Origin of the sequence: Mesorhizobium sp. M0563, from assembly GCF_040321065.1 — a bacterium.
Taxonomy (GTDB): Bacteria; Pseudomonadota; Alphaproteobacteria; order Rhizobiales; family Rhizobiaceae; genus Mesorhizobium.
Genome location: NZ_JAMYQV010000010.1, coordinates 15,850 through 33,472 on the forward strand (window position 1 = coordinate 15,850; position 17,623 = coordinate 33,472).

Genomic DNA, 17,623 nt, shown 5'->3' on the forward strand with positions numbered 1-17,623 from the left:
GCTTTCAATAGGTTACCCGAGGGATGCATCGGTCATCAGCCGTGGACGCGTGCAAGGAAGTCGCGCACCAACGCAAGCGCCTCATCGAAATGGGTTTCCAGAAGCCAGTGGCCGGCGCCATCGAGGAGGTGGAACTCAGCTTGCGGCAAGTCGCGTTTGTAGGCGCGGGCCGATGCGGCCGGCATATAGCCGTCCTCGGGACCCCAGACGATCAGTGTCGGCGGTTGCCGTTTGCGCAGATAAGCTTGGTATTTCGGGAACCAGTTGAGGTTCCCCTCCAGCTTCTCCATCAGGCCGACCGCAAGCCGCCGACGGGCTGGCGTGTCCATCAGAGGCCAATGGAGTTTCCACAGATCCGGTGGCACGCGCTCGGCCACGGCCTCGCCAACTTCACCGATGAACTCGTGCCGGAAGCCCTCCTCGCTGACCGCATCTTCCAGCGGGCGATGCTTCTCGGACGTCTTATCGTTCCAATACATCTTGATGGCTGCGTATTTCGGGCCGAGCACGTCTTCGTAGATGTCGCCGTTCTGGATGATAAGCGCGGCAACGCGCTCCGGATAGGCGATGGCGTGGCGCAATCCGATCTGCGAGCCATAGTCGTGCAGCCACAGCGCATAGCGGGATAGGCCGAGCGCGTCAGCGAAAGCCGCCAGAAACCCGGCATAGGCATCGAAATCGTAGCCGAATGCAGCCATGTCGGGCGTGGCGCTGTAACCGAAGCCAGGAAAATCCGGCGCGAACGTGTGCCAGCGATCTGCCAGTCCAGGCATCAGCCTTCGAAACTGATAGGACGAGCAGGGATAGCCGTGCGGCAGCAGAAGCACCGGAGCGTCGGCCGGGCCGTCCTCGCGAAAGAAAATAGCGTCTCCGTTAACTTTGACTTGGCGGTGTCGCAATTTTGCCTCCTTGATCGAAAGGCTGCAACCTCCCGCATCCCGTTGTTTACGATGCTCTCGCTGGAAGGTTCCGTGGAAAAATAGACGCGGCAACTGACTTCCAAAACACAAATACGGTGACAGTGCACTTTGTCTTGTTCGCGCGATTGTCGCTTTCTGTACTGCTCCGCTCGGCCAGTCCGGGCATGAGTTCGGGCCACGTGGTCCCCGCACCGTCCAAGGCCAATTCGCAAACTTATGACTAGGCGGAGGGTTCCCGGTCGCGCCGTTGAAAGCGCCAAGGAACCTGCCGCCGATCAGATCGTTTCGCGGTATCTGGCCAGATCGACCGCAACGGAGGAGAGACATGCTCGAAATTCTGCATGCTCACAATCGCGCGACACCGAACATCGGCCGGCTCGGCCAGTTCGGGCTTTGGCACGATGCTGCGTGACGTCGACTACGTCCTGCGAAAACTCGACTGGATGCGCGCCGAAGGCATCTGGCCCAACGGCTTGCGATATCTGTGGACCGATGCATTCGGGGTCGTGCTCTACGTCTCGCTTTACACAGAAACTGGCGAACAGCGCTGGCTGGACGCGGCCGAGCGGCTGGTCGCCAATGTCGAGCGTGTGCTCGGCCGCCGGCGCGGACTGAGGATCGGCGAAGCGGCCGATCGCGACGGCCAGTACTTCCACTATCTCGCGATGTGGCTGTTCGCCTTGGCGCGCCTCGGCGATCTGAAGCCGGAATACCGCAAGCGCGGCATTGCGCTGGCGCGTGACATTCACCCGGCATTTGTGGTCCCCGGCCGCGGTGTGATCTGGAAGATGCAGGAGGATCTAAGCAGCCCATATCCTGGCTACGGTCTCGGCAGCATGGATGCCTATGACGGCTACGTCTCTTACCGGACGCTCGATGAGGACGCACTGGCGCCCGAGATCGCGCAAATGCGTGATCTGATGCAGCGCGATTGGCGCACCCTCGACATCGAGCAGGACCTCGGCCTCGGCATGATGCTGTGGCTCGCCCATTTCTTTCCCGACGAGCCGTGGGCCGAGGCCCAGACGAGGCGTTCCCTGCGAAGCCTGGAAACGATGTGGGTCGACCCGCCCGGCTATTTCAGCCGTGCCCCATGGCTGGGCGACACCAAGTTCGCCTTCACCAATTACGGCGTTTCGCTCGGCCTGCAGGCCGCCGGTATCTGGCCGGGGCGTGTCGATAGGCTGAACGCCTTCTTCGAGGACTGGCGCTCCGGCGACGAATACGACCGCGAGGCGATCACGTGGGTGATGGCCTGCACCTCGCATCTTCCTGGTGCTTTTCTGACCCGGGGTGGCGAGACAATGATTGAAAGCGACCAAGCTCGGGAACGTTCCTCTGCCGGCGCGGTTGTCGATGGAAGTGCACCGAGACGCAAGGAACGCGGTTGAAATGGCCATTCTCTTGGGAAAACCGGGAAGCTGTTGGGTGGCGGCAGGCAGATCCACGAACTATCCCCAGCTCGAAGGTTCGATCCATGCGGACGCCGTTGTCGTGGGGGCTGGAATTGTCGGGCTGACGACGGCGCTTCGGCTTTGCGAGGCGGGCCGATCGGTGGTCGTCCTCGAAGGCCTGCGCACGGGCGGCCAGGTGACCGGCCGCTCGACGGCCAAGATCACCACGCAGCATACGCTGATCTATCGTCATCTCATCGACACTGTCGGCCGGGAGTTGGCCCAGGTCTACGCCGATGCGAATTCCGCCGGCGCCCGACAAATCCGCGATTGGGTTAACAACTACGCCATCGCCTGCGATCTCGAGAGCAAGGAAGCCTATACCTACACCTGCGACGATCGCCGGCGCGCGGAGGTCGCGGCCGAGGCGGAGGCCGCGCGCCAGGTCGGGCTAGAGGCCGAGGTTCTCGAACGCGCACCGCTGCCTTTCGAAACGGCCGCGGCATTACGGTTCCCCGACCAGGCGCAGTTCAATCCGGCGATGTATCTGGTTGGTCTGGCGGAAGCGGTGACGGCCCGTGGCGGCCGGATCTTCGAAAACAGCCGCGCCACCTCGATCGACGAGGCAAGCCGCTGGCGCGTCGTCACAGATGGCGGCGCCGTTGATGCCGGGCACGTCGTCGTCTCCACCAACATGACGGTGAAGAGCCCCGTCGGCATGGCGAACCGGACGCAACCGCGCTGCCACACCGTGATGGCCTTTCGGATCGATGATCCCCTCCCTGTCGACGGCATGTTCATCGGCATCGACGACCCGACGCATTCCATTCGCACAGGCCGTGATGCCGAAGGTCCACTGCTGGTCACGCTTGGCCCTAAATTCAACACCGGCTGGGATGGCGACGTGGCGAAGCGGTTTGTCGAACTGGAAAAATGGGCAAGAAGGAACCTTCCGGTCGGCGACGTCGCGTGGCGCTGGTGCAACGAGGACTATGATACGGCCGACAGGATCCCATACGCCGGCGAACCCGATCCCGCCAAGGCCGCCGGCTTCCACATTGCCACGGGCTTCAACGCCTGGGGCATCACCAACGGGACGGCCGTGGGCACGATGATAGCCGACCTGATCTGCGGCCGCCCGAGCCCATGGCAAAAACTCTACGATCCGGCCCGGCCCTACCCCGAGGACTTCCACAAGAATGGCCGCAGCCAATCGATCGTCTCGAGCACCCACGACATTGCGCCCGGCATGGGTGGCGTGATCGTCAGGGGAGACGAAAAGATTGCGGCGTGGAGAGACACCGAAGGCGCACTCCAGGCGGTTTCGGCGACGTGCACCCACAAGGGCTGCACCGTGACCTGGAACAATGCGGACCACACCTGGGATTGTCCCTGCCACGGCTCGATCTTCGCCGCCGACGGTTCGGTCATCCACGGCCCTGCCCGAAAACCGCTTGCCCAGATTACATTGTGAAGGCGGCCACTGTGAAGGCGGCGACCGACGCGGCCCGCGTCACGCCGGCCGTTCGTAGGTTCCGACCAACTCCGTCTCCTCCAATGCGTGTTTCTGGGCTTGCTTCCAGACCTGATGCACGCCCGCCTGTCCCGGAACGCTGAGGCTCGGCACATCGAGCGCTGCCAGCAGAAAGTGGTAATGGTGGACGCCATGCCCTGCAGGCGGCTGCGGACCATCGTAATAGGCATTGCCGAAATCGTTGGTGCCTTGCCTGAGGGCCGACGGGCCGGGCTTGCCGTCTTCGGCCTCGGCGAGTCCGCCGGCATCCGGCGGGATATTGAACACCGCCCAGTGCGCGAAAACCCCGCTTGGTGCATCGGGATCCTGCACGACAAGAACAAGGCTCTTGGTACCATCCGGAACACCGGACCACTTCAGCGGCGGCGAGACGTTCTGGCCGTCACGCGCATATTTTTCGGGAATTGTTCCGCCTGCCGGGAACGCCGGGCTGATAAGGGTAAGTGGCATTGCTATTTCCCCAAGGAGGTTGCGACCGAGAAACCCGCGCCGCGCCGTTCACGCCGCTTGCTGAGCTTCGGCGACGCGTCTTATCTCTCCTGGCAGGGATTCGCAGACCTTGTGCATCTGTCCTTCTCCGACGTGATGGGCGAGCACCTTGGACACGACCCTGAATGCATCCTTGGAATCGACCGGACGGGTAAATTCCAGCTCCGCCTTGATCTTGGCCAGAAACTCGTCGAGCGACCGCATCTTCTCGGGAGCTTTGGAAGGCTGATATTGGTCATAGAAGGCGCCGCGCACCAGAATCGGCAGCTGCGAGCCGAGGTGCGCTGCAAGATCCGGCTGCATACGGTCCCGCAAGGCGTGCAGCACCGCTCCGAGAACGTGCCAGGCGACCTGCCGATCCGGCCCAATCTCGTCCATGATCTCGTCGAGCCAGATGTTCGTGATCTGCAGCGTCTTGTCGAATACGTCGAGTCCAGTGGCGTTCATCGAAATCCTCCTTCCATTCAAATCCGACTACGGCTGATACGACCAAACAGCCGTACCTGCCCGTTGTTCCCCGATGGGCATGCCCTGACGCGCATTCATTGTCGGAGGTTCCGCCAGGAGGGAATTCGGGCCGGCTTTTTGCCGCTGTTTTTTCGACCGCCTTTCTTGGCCGGCGCTCGGAACATCCTCATGGGCGGACGAGTTTTATTTGCCGTCGCCGATCACATGGCGACGAGTGATGCAGACACGAGAAACAGGAGAAGAACCATGGCACATCACGATTTGGCGCCCAGGACGCCATCGCGCAGCCTCTACCCATCCGCGCGAGACCCGCTCACGTCATTTCACCGGCAGATTGATCGCCTGTTCGACGACTTCTTTGCGCCAATGGCCGAAGCGACTACGGCGGGCGGTCTTTGGCCGAGCGTCGACGTATATGAAACAGACCAAGCCTATAAGGTCACCGCCGAATTGCCGGGGCTCGAGCAGAAGGATGTTGAGCTCGAGCTGCGCGACAACACCCTCTCCATTACAGGCGAGAAGCGTTCGGAGCACAAGGAAGGCGACGGCGGCCGCACTTACAGCGAACGCAGTTATGGCCGGTTTCAGCGGACCATCCTCCTGGAAACGGAGATCGATGCCGACAAGGTGCAGGCCACTTTCAGGAACGGCGTTTTGGCTGTCGAGCTTCCGAAGAATCCCGCTGCAAAGGACAAAACACGCCGCATAGAAGTGAAAGCGCGATAGTTGCCAAACTGAAGGCTGCCTCAGCAGGCGGCGTTCAGCCCCTGTGGAAGGAGAGCGGCGAGCACGGCGGCAACCGCTCAGGGCGAGCGTCTAGCGCCGGGGATCGTCCGTCGCCTCGGAAACGCCTTCGAGAGCGATCTTGGCGGCTTCCTCATCGGTCCGCCCGAGGTCGGCCAGGGCAATGACGCCGACGAGGCGCTTGTCGTGGTTGATCACCGGAAGACGACGCACCTGATGCTTGGCCATGATCTTCGCCGCATCGGTGATATCGGCATCGTCGAAGCACCAATAGACATGCTCGGACATGACCTCGCGAACGGTCGTGTTGCCGGCTGAGCGCTCCTCGGCGACGCCGCGCATCACGATGTCGCGGTCCGTCACCATGCCGACCAGCCTGTCATTCTCGCCGACCGGAAGGGCACCGAGATTGTCGGCCCGCATTTTCCGGGCGGCATCCCTGATTGTCGTGTTCGGGCCGACCAGTTCGGTCCGACGGCTCATGATCTCCTGAACTTGCATGGGAATATTTCCTCTCTCTGATTGCTGAGGCAACAAGTCGCCAATCGCGCTGTTGCCGCGCATCGCGAGATTGCCAGCTGGCCGGACGAGGCTTGTGCGATCGCTATCCTCTCGATCCCGCGCCAATGCACGTGCCGGCACCTCGCGATTGAAACTATTCTTGGAACGTCCAGGCAGCGAGCGAGTTCCAAAACGGTAACCGGCGTCGCAGCCATCCCACGGGATGTCGCCGCAGGCTGGTGAAAAACATCCACCGGAAAAACAGATGCACGCGGATTGAAGATCATGGCTATCATCTTTTCAGATCGCCGCGAGGCCGGGCGGCGACTCGCCGGAGAGCTCGTTCGCTTTGCCGGGCGCGACGACGTGACCGTGTTGGCGCTGCCCAGAGGCGGCGTGCCGGTCGGCTACGAGGTCGCGCAGGCGCTCAAGGCACCGCTCGACGTCTTCGTCGTGCGCAAGCTCGGCGTCCCCGGTCACGAGGAGCTGGCCATGGGAGCGATCGCGCCCGCAGGCGTACGTGTCCTGAACGACGAAATCGTCAGCGGTCTCGCGATCCCGCCACATGTCATCGACGCGGTCGCCGCAAAGGAGGAAAAAGAGCTTCTGCGCCGCGAGCACCTCTATAGGAACGGGCGACCCCCACCGCAGTTGAATGGACGAACCATTATCCTCGTGGATGACGGGCTTGCGACCGGATCGACCATGCGGGCCGGGATCAAGGCGCTGCGAAAAAACCACGCCGCCCATATCGTCGCGGCCGTTCCCGTCGGTAGCCCCGACACTTGCGACGCGATGCGGGCGGACGCCGACGAGGTCGTTTGCGCGACGACACCAGAGCCGCTGCTCGGTGTCGGGCGGTGGTACGTGGATTTCTCACAGACGAGCGATGAAGAGGTCCGCGCGCTCCTCGCCAGGTCCGTGCCCAAGCCTTCCGCTTCCGACAAACCTGCCGCTTCCGAAGAGGAATTGGCTGGGCACGCGAGTGCGGGTCCGGCGCCTGGCACCAGATCGACATAGCGGAGGTGGATATGGACCGGGATAGCGAGCACGTCGTGCATGTTCCCGCGGGGCCTATCACGCACGAGGGCAATCTTTCGTTACCCCGGATGCCCGCGGCCTTGTGCTCTTCGCCCATGGCAGCGCTGGACGAAGTCGCGGATCTCGCGAGCCGATGGTTCTTGCGCCATCTGATTTCGGACAGATCGGCGTCCACGTCCTGACAGCTGGAGGTTGGATCACCAGTCCCGGGATCATTTGCGTCCTCAACGCGTTAAGGTCCTCGTAAAACAGCGCGCAGCTGCAACCCAAATGGCTGTCGCAACCCCTAGTTGGGAGAAAGACAATGCCGGACAAGAAAACCATCGAGAAGGCCCGAAAGGACAAGCGCGAGGGCAAATCGCCGAGCACGCAGGCCGGCGAGTTCGTGCACGAGGAGATCGATAAAATCCGCCGCGGCGAGCACGGCGCGCGCTCGACCCAGCAGGCTATCGCCATCGGGCTTTCCGAGGCGAGACGCGCAGGCGTAGACCTGCCCCCGCCCAAAAAGGGCAAGGTGAAGGAGAGCACGCGCAAAAGCGCCGAATACGCCTATGAGGCCGGCCAGGGCGAACGCACGCCGAAACGCCGCCCGCGGGTCTCGAAAGCCGTCTCCAAGGTGCTCGAGCACGAGCCGAAGAGCACAGCGTCGCACGAGGCGCTGGCGCAGCAGGCAAAGCGTGCGGCCTCGCGCCGGACGGCTGAGGAGCGTTCCGCAGCCGCAAAGAAAGCCGCCGAGACGAAAGGCGCCAGCGGAAGGAAGGCGGCGGCGCAAAAGGCCGCCAGAACGCGGGCACACCACGCATAGTTCAAAGATGGCAGTTCGGCTCTAGGAAACCCGATATGGCCCAAACGACCGGTATCGAGCTCCGCTCCTGCAGCGTGGGACGGTGCCGCTGCCCAAGGCGAATCAGTGACTGCATCTGCGGGACAACATCGACGTCTTCGCTCGAAATGTTCCCTTACGCGTAACACCGACCCAGAGGTACTCGGCGGCAAGGCCCCGGAGGTACTCGGCGGCAAAGTCGACGGGAGACCGGGAGGAAAGCGCAGCCTGTTTCTTGAGCAGATGCCTATTGCCCACAACGCGGAGAACTCTGATCATGTCCTCAGTAGCCAGCACGACAATGCCACGAACCACCCCTCAGGCGAGACATATCGCTTTGCTCGGCGCGCCCTCTAATCTTGGGCTGATGCCGCAGGAGGGTGAGCCGGAGCCCGGCGCATGGAAGGCGCCGGAGGTACTTCAATCGCTTGGTCTTGCCAACCGTTTGGGCGCCGGTCCGTTGCGCACGGTTCGGGCTCCGCCCTATCGGCCTGAGGTGGACCCTGCGACGGGCGTGCGCAATGCCCAGGCGCTGCGCCAGTATTCCGAGACGCTTGCCGAAGGCGTCGGCGAGGAGCTGAACTCGGGAGGGTTCCTGCTCATACTCGGCGGCGATTGCAGCGTGTTGCTTGGCCCCGCGCTCGCGCTACGGCGTCGTGGCCGCTACGGCCTTATCTTTTTCGATGGGCACACGGATTTCAAATTGCCGGATACGTCGCCCTCAAAGGGAGCCGCGGGCATGGATTTGGCCTTCGTGACCGGCCATGGACCGAAGCTCCTGACCGATTTCGGCGAGCACACTCCTTTGTTCCGTGAGGCCGACGTGGTCGCATTCGGCTACCGCGATGTGCAGGACCCCGCGACTTACACGTCCAAGGCCGTCTTCGACACCGATGTTCACCGGATGGATTTGGCTGAAGTGCGGCGGCGCGGCGTCGCCGATGCTGCACGCGTAGCGCTTGACGCGGTCGCAGGGCAGGACGTCGAGGGTGTATTCGTTCACTTCGATGTCGACGTGCTGGACAGCGAGATCATGTCGGCTGTCGATACGCCGGAAGCCGGCGGTGTCTTGCCCGACGAAGCCGTCGAAGCTCTTCGCACATGGTGCAATGATTCACGCGTGATTGGGATGGAGGTGACGATCTATGATCCCGACCGCGATCCAGATCGTCGCTGCGGCAAGCTGCTGATCGACATTCTGACTGCTGCACTTCGCGACCGGTAGGCCAATTGCGGTCGTCCTGCACTTGTGCACGAATGCAATCCGCCGGAGCGAATGGCAGTCGGTCTGACGGATCGCCGCGCGCATCCATTCCGTGATGCCACCTCATCGGGAACCGTTCTCAACGAACATGGTTCCGAGTGTGCGACTGAAAGCATTTGGCCCCTTTCATCTCGCTACCGCCAAGGAGATTCGCCATGACCGGCAAAACCCGTCCCACCGTCCTGATCACAGGCAGCAGCGGGTTTCTGGGCCAGGCCATCGCTCGCGGCCTGACGGAGCGCCACGACATCATCGGCCTTGATGTTGCCAGGCGGTCCTTGCCCGGCGTCGAGACGATCGAGATCGACCTTACCTCGGATACGAGCGCGGCGAAGGCGCTGGCCGAGGTGCGCGAACGGAGTGGCGGCCGCATTGCCTCGGTGATCCATCTCGCGGCCTATTACGACACGACCGGCGAGGATAATCCGAAATACGGCGCGGTGACCGTCGAGGGAACGCGCCGGCTGCTGAACGCGCTGAGGGGGCTCGAGACGGAGCAGTTCGTGTTTTCGAGCACGTTGCTGGTGCATGCGCCGAGCCCGGCGAAGGGCGCCAAGATCAACGAGCGATCGCCGATCGATCCGGCCTGGGCCTATCCGAGATCGAAGGCCGAGACCGAGACACTGATCCTGAAGGAGCACGGCGACATCAAGGTTGCGATCCTGCGACTGGCGGGTGTCTATGACGAGGATTGCCACGCCGCCTTCATCGCCCAGCAGATCGCCCGCATTTTCGAGCGCATGCCGACCGCCTATCTTTTCACCGGCGACATCACCACCGGACAGCCTTACCTGCACCTGGACGACCTCGTCGACGCCGTAGTGCGCACCGTCGACCGGCGCAGCGAGCTTCCCGACGAGACCGTACTGCTGATCGGCGAAGAGCAGACACCGTCCTACGACGAGATGCAGAAGCAGATTGGGCGGCTCCTGCATGGCGAGACCTGGCGGACCCTGTCCCTGCCCAAGGAGGTGACGAAGCTCGGCGCCTGGATGCAGGAGAAGGTTTTCGACCAGGAGACCGACATCAAGCCATGGATGATCGAGAACGCCGACGATCACTACGAGATCGACATCTCCCGCGCCAGGCGGCTGCTTGGCTGGAAGCCGCGGCACAGCCTGACCGCTACCTTGCCGGAAATGATCCGGCGGCTGAAGGCGGATCCCACCGACTGGTACAAGAAGAACAAGCTTGAACCGTCGGCGGTCGCCGCTTCCGCGCCCGAACTCGACCAGGCCGCCGCAAGGCTGCGGCGTCCGCTCGAGCGCTCAGACGACGAGGTCGAGGTGGAAACCGAACGCCACCGGGCCGCAACGCTCTGGGCGCCACTGACCAATGTTGCCATCGGACTGTGGCTCGTGGCGGCGCCCTTCACGCTCGGCCTGTTCGATCCCGCTTCAGCACCGATTCCGCCGGCGCTCGGACATGAGATCGCCTCGCCGGAGACGCGCGACGGCAGGCTCGGCATCAGTGAGATCGTATCCGGCCTCGCCATCCTGTCGCTGGCGCTTGTAGGCATGCGCCGGCGCTGGCACGGACTGCAATGGATCACCGCCTCGATTGGGGTTTGGGTGATGTTCGCGCCGCTCCTGTTCTGGACCACCAGCGCCGGAGCCTACGCGACCGACACGCTGGCCGGCATGCTGATCGTCGCGTTCGCGGTGATGGTCCCGCCAACGCCGGGTATCAGCCGGCGTGCCCTTGCCGCCGATGACGACCGGCCGCTCGGCTGGAGCTATTCGCCCTCGCTCTTCACCCAGCGCATTCCCATAATCGGCCTCGCCTTTGTCGGCCTGTTCGTCTCGCGTTATCTCGCTGCCTATCAGCTTGGCCATATCGATGGCCTTTGGGAACCGTTCTTCGGCCCGGGCGAAACGCCGGCCGGCAATGGCAGCGACGCGGTGGTCACCTCCTGGGTCTCCAAGGGCTTTCCGATCGCCGATGCCGGTCTGGGCGCCTTTGCCTATGCGCTGGACATTCTCGCCGGCGCGATCGGCGACCGCCGCCGCTGGCGCACGATGCCGTGGATGGTGCTTTTGTTCGGCTTGCTGGTCGTCCCGCTCGGCGTGGTCAGCGTCAGCTTCATCATCATCCAGCCGCCGCTCATCGGAGCGCTGTGCACGCTCTGCATCGTCCAGGCTGCCGTCACCGTCGTGCTCATCCCCTATTCGGTCGACGAGGTGCTGGCGAGCTGCCAGTATCTTTGGCGTGCGAAACAGGCGGGAGAGCCGTTCTGGCGCACATTCTGGTGCGGAGGCCCGGCACTTTCGGAGGACCAGACGCCGGCGCCGGATCTCGACCGGCCGCTGTCGGAAGTGGCGCGGGACTTCGTGACCGGCGGTGTGAACTTCCCATGGACCCTAGTCGCCAGCACCCTCGCCGGCGCTCTGCTGATGATCACGCCGCTCGCCTTCGGCACAAGCCCGCCGCTCTACTTCAGCGACCATGTCACCGGCTGCCTGGTCATAATGGTCGCCGTTACGGCGATGGCCGAAGTGGCGCGCGCCGTCCGCTTTCTGAACATCGCGCTTGGAGCCTGGATCGCCCTCTCTCCCTTTATCCTCGCCGGCGGTGCGGCGGCGAGCCTCGCCAATCTGGCGATCGGAGCGCTGCTGGTCGGGCTCAGCCTGCCGCGCGGCACGCGCAGCGCCGCGCATTATGGCGGTTGGGACCGGGCCATCGTATAAGGATGTTCAGCAGCGCTGGACGATCCGCCAGGTGACTGCAAAGATTGATCCGCATCAGTCTGTCGAACATGTTGAGCGGGAAGTCGGCGAAAGACGCAAAGGCCGCCGCACCCTTCCAACTTGAATTTTCCGCGTATCTGGGTTTCATAAGTCGGCAAATAACTTAGGGAGGAATTTCAACATGAAAAAATGGGCAATTCTTGGCGCCGGCATCCTCGCCGCCGCGTCGGCATCGGCGTCCGCCGAAAGCCTGACCATGTATTGCGGCGTCGATGAGGTCTGGTGCCAGCAGACGGCACGGGCGTTCGAGGAGAAGACCGGCATCACCGTCAATATGACCCGCAAGAGCGCTGGCGAAATCTATGCGCAGTTGCGCGCTGAGGCCGCCAACCCAAAGGGAGACATCTGGTGGGGCGGCACCGGCGACCCGCATCTGCAGGCAGCCGAGGAGGGCCTGACCGAGGAATATGAATCGCCGCTGCTCGACCAGTTGCAGCCATGGGCGATCAAGCAGGCGGAAACATCCGGCCACCGCACTGTCGGCATCTATTCGGGTGCGCTGGGCTTCGGCTACAACAAGGATCTGCTGGCCAAGAGCAATCTTCCCGAACCGAAATGCTGGGCCGATCTGATCAAGCCCGAATACAAGGGGCACATCCAGGTCGCCAACCCCAATTCCTCGGGGACCGCATACAATATGCTGGCGACCATCGTTCAGCTGTTTGGCGAGGACAAGGGTTTCGAATACATGAAAGCCCTGCACAAGAACGTTAACCAGTACACCAAGTCGGGCTCGGCGCCGATCAAGGCCGCCGGTCTCGGCGAGACCACCATCGGCATCGTCTTCATCCACGACGCCGTGTCGCAGGTCGTCGCAGGTTTCCCGATCGTTCCGGTCACTCCCTGCGAGGGAACCGGCTACGAGATCGGCTCGGAATCGATCATCAAGGGGGCGCGGAATCTGGAGGCTGCGAAAAAATTCTATGACTGGGCGCTCGAGGCCGACGTCCAGTCCATGGCGCAAAAGGCGGGGTCGTTCCAGGTTCCGTCGAACAAGGCGGCAAAAACCTCCGACAAGGCGCCCGACCTCTCCACCATCAAGCTGATCGACTATGACTTCAAGAAGTATGGCTCGAGCGAAGAGCGCAAGCGGCTGCTGAAAAAATGGGACGAGGAGGTCGCATCGCTGCCGCAATAGCAGATGCGCTTCCGCGAAACCCGCTGGCCCATTGAACCGGTCGCCCTCCTTTGGATGGCGGTCGGATGGCTGGGGTTTGCCGTGCTGCCTTGGTACGGCATCGAGGACGGGTTCTTCGGCTTTTCCTGGCTGTTCGACGGCTACCCGTCCGACAGCGAATTCGCGCCGGCACTGGTTCTGGCGCTCAAGGGCGAGAAACTGTGGCTGGCGCCGCTCGGCCTGCTGCTGGCGGCGCCGCTGCTTCTGTGGGGCCGCACCAAATCCGATCCGTTTTTCAGCCGGCTGCTGATCATCGTCGGCGCCGCCGGATTTGGCTGGCTGTTGTTCCAGGGCTTCGCCATCGGGCTGCGCGGCTGGCAGTTCGGCTGGCTCACCAGCATGTTCGGCGAACTTGGCGACCGCCAATTCGGCATGGGCTACGGCGCCTTGCTGGTCAGCGGTGCCTTTCTGTTCCTTTTCACCCTGGGTGTTGCCGCGCGCGGCGCCGTCTCTGGCGACGTCTTCGTCGTCGGTTCGATCGGCTTAGTCGTCGCCATGGTTGCCATCTTCATCTTCATGCCGATCCTGATGATGCTGGCCAATGCCATGCAGACCGACGATGGCGGCTACTCGCCTGTCGCGTTCCTGGCCAAGCTGTTCAGTTCGCGGCTGTGGAGCCTGGCTTGTCTTGCCGGCGGCAGCCGCTGCGGCGTGGCCTGGAATTCGCTGCTGCTGGCCGTGCTCGTCGGCCTGCTGACCATGTTTCTGGGGCTGGTGTTCGCGCTGGTGGTGACCCGTACCGATTTCCGCTATGGCAAGCTGCTGCGCGCCCTGACCGTGTTGCCGATCATCACGCCGGCTTTCGTCATCGGCCTTGCCATCATCCTGTTGTTCGGACTGTCAGGCGCGGTGACGCAGAGCGTGGCCAGTGTCTTCGGCTTCCAGCCGACACGCTGGGTATATGGACTTCCCGGCCTGCTCATTGCCCAGGTTCTAGCCTTCACGCCGATCGCCTTCCTGGTGCTGATCGGCGTCGTCGAAGGCGTCAGCCCGTCCATGGAAGAGGCCTCACAGACGCTCCGAGCCAGCCGCTGGCAGACGTTTTGGACGGTATCCCTGCCGCTGATGCGGCCGGGACTGGCCAACGCCTTTCTGCTCGGCTTCATCGAGAGCATGGCCGATTTCGGCAATCCGCTGGTGCTGAGCGGCAATTACGACGTGCTGTCGACAGAAATCTTCTTCGCCATCGTCGGCGCGCAGAACGATGCGGCACTTGCTGCGATCCTGGCGCTGGTGCTGCTGGCCTTCACGCTCGGCGCCTTTTATGCGCAGCGCTTCTGGATCGGCAGGCGCTCTTACACCACGGTCACCGGCAGGGGCGATGCCGGCGTCCATCCGCGCTTGCCTGCCGGGCTGACATACGCGCTCTATGTCATCGCCGGACTGTGGACGGCATTCACCGTGCTGGTCTATGCGGTGATCTTCTATGGCAGCTTCGTCAAGCTGTGGGGGGTCGACCAGGGCCTGACACTGGAGCACTACCGGAAGGCGTTCTCCGTCGGCTGGAACGAATTCGGAATCCACTGGTCGGGCTCGGCATGGAGTTCCTTCTGGACGACCATGGAGATCGCGCTGATATCGGCGCCGCTGACGGCAGGAATTGGGCTTCTGACCGCCTATCTTCTGGTCCGCCAGAATTTCCGCGGCAAGAACGCCTTCGAATTCGCGACCATGCTCTCGTTCGCGATTCCGGGAACCGTAATCGGCGTCAGCTACATCATTGCCTTCAACGTGCCGCCGATCGAACTGACCGGGACCGGCATCATCCTCGTATTGTCGTTCATCTTCCGCAACATGCCGGTGGGCGTGCGCGCCGGCGTCGCCTCGATGTCGCAGATCGACCGGAGCCTGGATGAATCCTCGCTGACGCTTGGCGCCAACTCGTGGCAGACCTTCAGACGCGTCATCCTGCCTTTGCTGAGATCGGCAATGCTGGCGGCGCTCGTCTATTCCTTCGTGCGCGCCATGACCGCGATCAGCGCCGTCATTTTCCTGGTCAGCGCGCGCTACGATCTTTCGACCAGCTACATCGTGGGACGTGTCGAGAACAATGAATACGGCATCGCCATCGCCTATTCGACGGTGCTTATCGTCGTCATGTTGATGGTGATCGGCCTGATGCAGCTGGTTGTCGGCAGCCGCAATATCGGCCGGCGCGGCATCCAGCCGGGCGACGGCTGGAGCGTGCGCACCAATGTCAGCCTGCCCGGAACGGCAGGCGGCTCGACGACGATAGCAGGAGCTGGGTGATGGCCGAAATTCGCGGCAACGCCGCCTCGGTGACCTTCGACCATGTCACCAAGACATATCCGGGCGCCAGCACGGCGGCGGTCGACGACATCTCGCTTGCGATCGAAGCCGGCAAGCTGGTGACGCTTCTCGGGCCCTCCGGCTGCGGCAAGACGACGACGTTGCGCATGATCGCCGGACTCGAAATGCCTTCCAGCGGCCGCATTCTGATCGGCGGCAAAGACGTCACGCGCCTGCCCGCTACCGACCGCGACGTGTCCATGGTTTTCCAATCCTATGCGCTGTTCCCGCATATGACGGTGATGGAGAACGTCTCCTATGGCTTGCGCTTCTCCGGCCATGACAAGAAGGAGGCTGCGTCGCGTGCCCGTGCCGGGCTGGAAATGGTCGGCCTGACCGGTTTCGAGGCGCGCCTGCCCAGCGAATTGTCTGGCGGCCAGCAGCAGCGCGTGGCGGTGGCGCGGGCGCTGGTGCTCGAACCGCAAGTGCTGCTGTTCGACGAGCCGCTCTCAAATCTCGACGCCAAGCTACGTCGACACGTGCGCGAGGAAATCAGGGAAATCCAGACCAAGCTCGGGCTGACGGTGGTCTATGTCACGCATGACCAGGAAGAGGCGCTGGCGGTTTCGGACCGTATCATCGTCATGAACAAAGCCGTGATCGCACAGGACGGTACGCCGCGCGAACTCTATGACGCGCCGGCCAACGCTTTCGTCGCCGATTTCATCGGCGAAGCCAATATCCTGGATTGCGAGGTGGTTTCGGTAGAAGGCGATGAAGCCACCGTCCGGCTGGGTTCGCTGGCCTTGAAACTGCCGGCGCGTGGCCACCGGGCCGGCCCGGCGAAGCTGGCGATCCGTCCGAGCCGCATCGAGATCGGGCCTGCCGGCACGCCGCGAACGATCGCCGGCAGACTCGAAAAGGTCACCTATGTCGGTAGCCATCTCGAACTGATCATCGGCACACCGCACGGCCAGGTGTTTGCAATATCGCACAATATCGATGCGCCGTTTCAGGCAGGGGACAGCGTCGGCATCGGCTTTCCGGAGCGCGGACCGGTTCTGATCAAAGCTTGAAGGATTGCATGCAGAGCTGGCGGACCTGGGCGAACACGCCGCTGCCGGCGCAAATCACCAGCGCGCCGTTTTCCAACACGGTCTTTGGGTCGGGCTTGACGATCGTGCCGCCGGCTTCTTCCACCAACAGCATGCCTGCCAGGCAGTCCCAGGCGTTCATATGCTCTTCGACATAGCCGAGTAGCCTGCCGGCGGCCGCATAGGCGAGCATCAACGCGCCGGATGCGTTACGGAAAAACACGCCGCCTTTTGAAAACAGCAAGCCGATGAGCGTGGCGACGTTTTGCATTTCGGCGCGGTTGGAAAAACCGGTGCCCAGGGAGCCGTCGGTCAGGCTGGTGGCCGCGCTTGCCCTGATCGGCTTGCCGTTGAGAAAGGCGCCGCCGCCCTTGCGGCAATGGAACGTTTCGCCCGTAGAGGGCTCGTGGATGACACCCACGACAGTGTCGCCGTCCTTGGCGCAGGCGATGACCACGCACCAGGCCGGAATGCCCCGCACGAAGTTTGCGGTGCCGTCGATCGGATCTATCACCCAGACATGCCCGCTCGATCCGGTGACCGAGGCATGCTCCTCGCCGACAATTCCATCGGTCGGGTAGGCGGCTTTCATTGCCGCGCGGATGAACAGCTCGACCTCGCGGTCGGCCTGCGAGACCATGTCCTGATGGCCTTTGCTCTCGATGGCGAGGCTGTCGAGGTCGCGAAAATATTTCAGGCCGAGCGTGCCGGCGCGCCGCGCGAGATCGATGGCGAACTGTTCGCGCGCTGCTGTGTCGGGTGTCATGAGGTCCTTGGGATGGTGAATGTGATCTGAGGAGAATACCCCAGCCAGAGAAGCTTAGCGGCGAAGGTAGGAGTGTGCAAATGACGGCTTTGCCTTTTTGCAGGGCGCCTCGGAGGCCGACCGATCTTCCAGTCACCGACAGCGACAGTCGCACTCATACGGATCCGGTCATGTCACCGTCGACGCAGATGATCTGGCCCGTCATAGCCTATCCCCGCCAGACACCCTCGCGGCGCAGATCGTTCATCGTGCGCGAAATGCCTTCGCGCAGGATCGACACCATGTCGTCGATCTGCCCGCGCGTGATGATCAATGGTGGCGACATCACGCACATGTTGATCAGTGGCCGGACCAGCAGGCCGAGCTCGTGGCAATGCGCGTCGATCCCGGTCGGCACCTCGATCCGCCTCA

Annotated in this window: 15 protein-coding genes and 1 pseudogene; 10 read left to right on the forward strand and 6 right to left on the reverse strand. The window is 62.9% G+C overall.

Going from position 1 to position 17,623, the window contains the following annotated elements; translation table 11 throughout:
* Positions 1-35: 35 nt before the first annotated feature.
* Positions 36-899, reverse strand: coding sequence for an alpha/beta fold hydrolase (locus tag NKI50_RS14735; RefSeq protein ID WP_245278662.1), 864 nt, complete (start codon positions 897-899; stop codon positions 36-38).
* A 362-nt stretch (positions 900-1,261) separates the two neighbouring features.
* Here NKI50_RS14735 and NKI50_RS14740 point away from each other — a divergent pair, with 362 nt between their 5' ends.
* Complete coding sequence (locus NKI50_RS14740; protein WP_352494208.1) at positions 1,262-2,311, forward strand: hypothetical protein; 1,050 nt, start codon at positions 1,262-1,264, stop codon at positions 2,309-2,311.
* 1 nt (position 2,312) lies between these two features.
* Entirely contained in the window at positions 2,313-3,788 is a 1,476-nt protein-coding gene (locus NKI50_RS14745; RefSeq protein ID WP_352641804.1) for an FAD-dependent oxidoreductase, read from the forward strand.
* Between the two features lie 39 nt (positions 3,789-3,827).
* Here the strand turns inward: NKI50_RS14745 and NKI50_RS14750 are convergent, their stop codons facing one another.
* Entirely contained in the window at positions 3,828-4,298 is a 471-nt protein-coding gene (locus tag NKI50_RS14750; protein ID WP_023720888.1) for a YbhB/YbcL family Raf kinase inhibitor-like protein, read from the reverse strand.
* 48 nt (positions 4,299-4,346) lie between these two features.
* Positions 4,347-4,784 carry a DUF2267 domain-containing protein gene (locus NKI50_RS14755; RefSeq protein WP_352641801.1) on the reverse strand — a complete coding sequence of 146 codons (438 nt, stop codon included), beginning with the start codon at positions 4,782-4,784 and terminating at the stop codon, positions 4,347-4,349.
* Positions 4,785-5,051: 267 nt separating this feature from the next.
* On the opposite strand from NKI50_RS14755, the gene NKI50_RS14760 reads away from it, so the two are divergent.
* Positions 5,052-5,531 (forward strand): Hsp20/alpha crystallin family protein, encoded by a 480-nt coding sequence (locus NKI50_RS14760; protein WP_352480830.1) that lies wholly within the window; start codon positions 5,052-5,054, stop codon positions 5,529-5,531.
* A 90-nt stretch (positions 5,532-5,621) separates the two neighbouring features.
* Here the strand turns inward: NKI50_RS14760 and NKI50_RS14765 are convergent, their stop codons facing one another.
* Complete coding sequence (locus tag NKI50_RS14765; protein ID WP_023677862.1) at positions 5,622-6,050, reverse strand: CBS domain-containing protein; 429 nt, start codon at positions 6,048-6,050, stop codon at positions 5,622-5,624.
* Positions 6,051-6,335: 285 nt separating this feature from the next.
* On the opposite strand from NKI50_RS14765, the gene NKI50_RS14770 reads away from it, so the two are divergent.
* The 7 genes from NKI50_RS14770 (at position 6,336) to NKI50_RS14800 (ending at position 16,428) form a co-directional block, all read left to right on the forward strand.
* Positions 6,336-7,070 (forward strand): phosphoribosyltransferase, encoded by a 735-nt coding sequence (locus tag NKI50_RS14770; RefSeq protein ID WP_352641794.1) that lies wholly within the window; start codon positions 6,336-6,338, stop codon positions 7,068-7,070.
* 325 nt (positions 7,071-7,395) lie between these two features.
* Positions 7,396-7,896, forward strand: coding sequence for a DUF6496 domain-containing protein (locus NKI50_RS14775; protein ID WP_023678569.1), 501 nt, complete (start codon positions 7,396-7,398; stop codon positions 7,894-7,896).
* Between the two features lie 295 nt (positions 7,897-8,191).
* The gene (locus tag NKI50_RS14780; RefSeq protein WP_352716999.1) at positions 8,192-9,139 is read left to right on the forward strand and encodes an arginase family protein; all 948 of its coding nucleotides are present in this window, start codon (positions 8,192-8,194) and stop codon (positions 9,137-9,139) included.
* Between the two features lie 194 nt (positions 9,140-9,333).
* Positions 9,334-11,865, forward strand: a complete 2,532-nt coding sequence (locus NKI50_RS14785; RefSeq protein ID WP_352588387.1) for an NAD-dependent epimerase/dehydratase family protein — start codon at positions 9,334-9,336, stop codon at positions 11,863-11,865.
* A gap of 181 nt (positions 11,866-12,046) precedes the next feature.
* Positions 12,047-13,063 carry an ABC transporter substrate-binding protein gene (locus NKI50_RS14790; RefSeq protein ID WP_352641790.1) on the forward strand — a complete coding sequence of 339 codons (1,017 nt, stop codon included), beginning with the start codon at positions 12,047-12,049 and terminating at the stop codon, positions 13,061-13,063.
* Between the two features lie 54 nt (positions 13,064-13,117).
* Complete coding sequence (locus NKI50_RS14795; protein ID WP_352717002.1) at positions 13,118-15,352, forward strand: ABC transporter permease; 2,235 nt, start codon at positions 13,118-13,120, stop codon at positions 15,350-15,352.
* Positions 15,352-16,428: an ABC transporter ATP-binding protein gene (locus NKI50_RS14800; protein WP_352641786.1), complete on the forward strand. Its 1,077-nt coding sequence runs from the start codon at positions 15,352-15,354 to the stop codon at positions 16,426-16,428. The genes NKI50_RS14795 and NKI50_RS14800 overlap by 1 nt, the downstream gene beginning before the upstream one ends.
* On the opposite strand, the gene NKI50_RS14805 is transcribed toward NKI50_RS14800, so the two are convergent.
* Both NKI50_RS14805 and NKI50_RS14810 read right to left on the reverse strand, forming a co-directional pair.
* Complete coding sequence (locus NKI50_RS14805) at positions 16,418-17,212, reverse strand: inositol monophosphatase family protein (RefSeq protein ID WP_352641783.1); 795 nt, start codon at positions 17,210-17,212, stop codon at positions 16,418-16,420. The two genes, NKI50_RS14800 and NKI50_RS14805, sit on opposite strands and share 11 nt — an antisense overlap.
* Positions 17,213-17,420: 208 nt before the next feature.
* A pseudogene (locus NKI50_RS14810) lies at positions 17,421-17,612 on the reverse strand (aspartate aminotransferase family protein); the annotation flags it as partial.
* Positions 17,613-17,623 lie beyond the last annotated feature (11 nt).

Excerpts from the sequence above, each read along its gene's own strand:
- NKI50_RS14740 (WP_352494208.1), top strand. The coding sequence starts at position 1,262 with ATGCTCACAATCGCGCGACACCGAACATCGGCCGGCTCGGCCAGTTCG.
- NKI50_RS14745 (WP_352641804.1), top strand. The coding sequence starts at position 2,313 with ATGGCCATTCTCTTGGGAAAACCGGGAAGCTGTTGGGTGGCGGCAGGC.
- NKI50_RS14750 (WP_023720888.1), bottom strand. The coding sequence starts at position 4,298 with ATGCCACTTACCCTTATCAGCCCGGCGTTCCCGGCAGGCGGAACAATT.
- NKI50_RS14755 (WP_352641801.1), bottom strand. The coding sequence starts at position 4,784 with ATGAACGCCACTGGACTCGACGTATTCGACAAGACGCTGCAGATCACG.
- NKI50_RS14760 (WP_352480830.1), top strand. The coding sequence starts at position 5,052 with ATGGCACATCACGATTTGGCGCCCAGGACGCCATCGCGCAGCCTCTAC.
- NKI50_RS14765 (WP_023677862.1), bottom strand. The coding sequence starts at position 6,050 with ATGCAAGTTCAGGAGATCATGAGCCGTCGGACCGAACTGGTCGGCCCG.
- NKI50_RS14770 (WP_352641794.1), top strand. The coding sequence starts at position 6,336 with ATGGCTATCATCTTTTCAGATCGCCGCGAGGCCGGGCGGCGACTCGCC.
- NKI50_RS14775 (WP_023678569.1), top strand. The coding sequence starts at position 7,396 with ATGCCGGACAAGAAAACCATCGAGAAGGCCCGAAAGGACAAGCGCGAG.
- NKI50_RS14780 (WP_352716999.1), top strand. The coding sequence starts at position 8,192 with ATGTCCTCAGTAGCCAGCACGACAATGCCACGAACCACCCCTCAGGCG.
- NKI50_RS14785 (WP_352588387.1), top strand. The coding sequence starts at position 9,334 with ATGACCGGCAAAACCCGTCCCACCGTCCTGATCACAGGCAGCAGCGGG.
- NKI50_RS14790 (WP_352641790.1), top strand. The coding sequence starts at position 12,047 with ATGAAAAAATGGGCAATTCTTGGCGCCGGCATCCTCGCCGCCGCGTCG.
- NKI50_RS14795 (WP_352717002.1), top strand. The coding sequence starts at position 13,118 with ATGGCGGTCGGATGGCTGGGGTTTGCCGTGCTGCCTTGGTACGGCATC.
- NKI50_RS14800 (WP_352641786.1), top strand. The coding sequence starts at position 15,352 with ATGGCCGAAATTCGCGGCAACGCCGCCTCGGTGACCTTCGACCATGTC.
- NKI50_RS14805 (WP_352641783.1), bottom strand. The coding sequence starts at position 17,212 with ATGACACCCGACACAGCAGCGCGCGAACAGTTCGCCATCGATCTCGCG.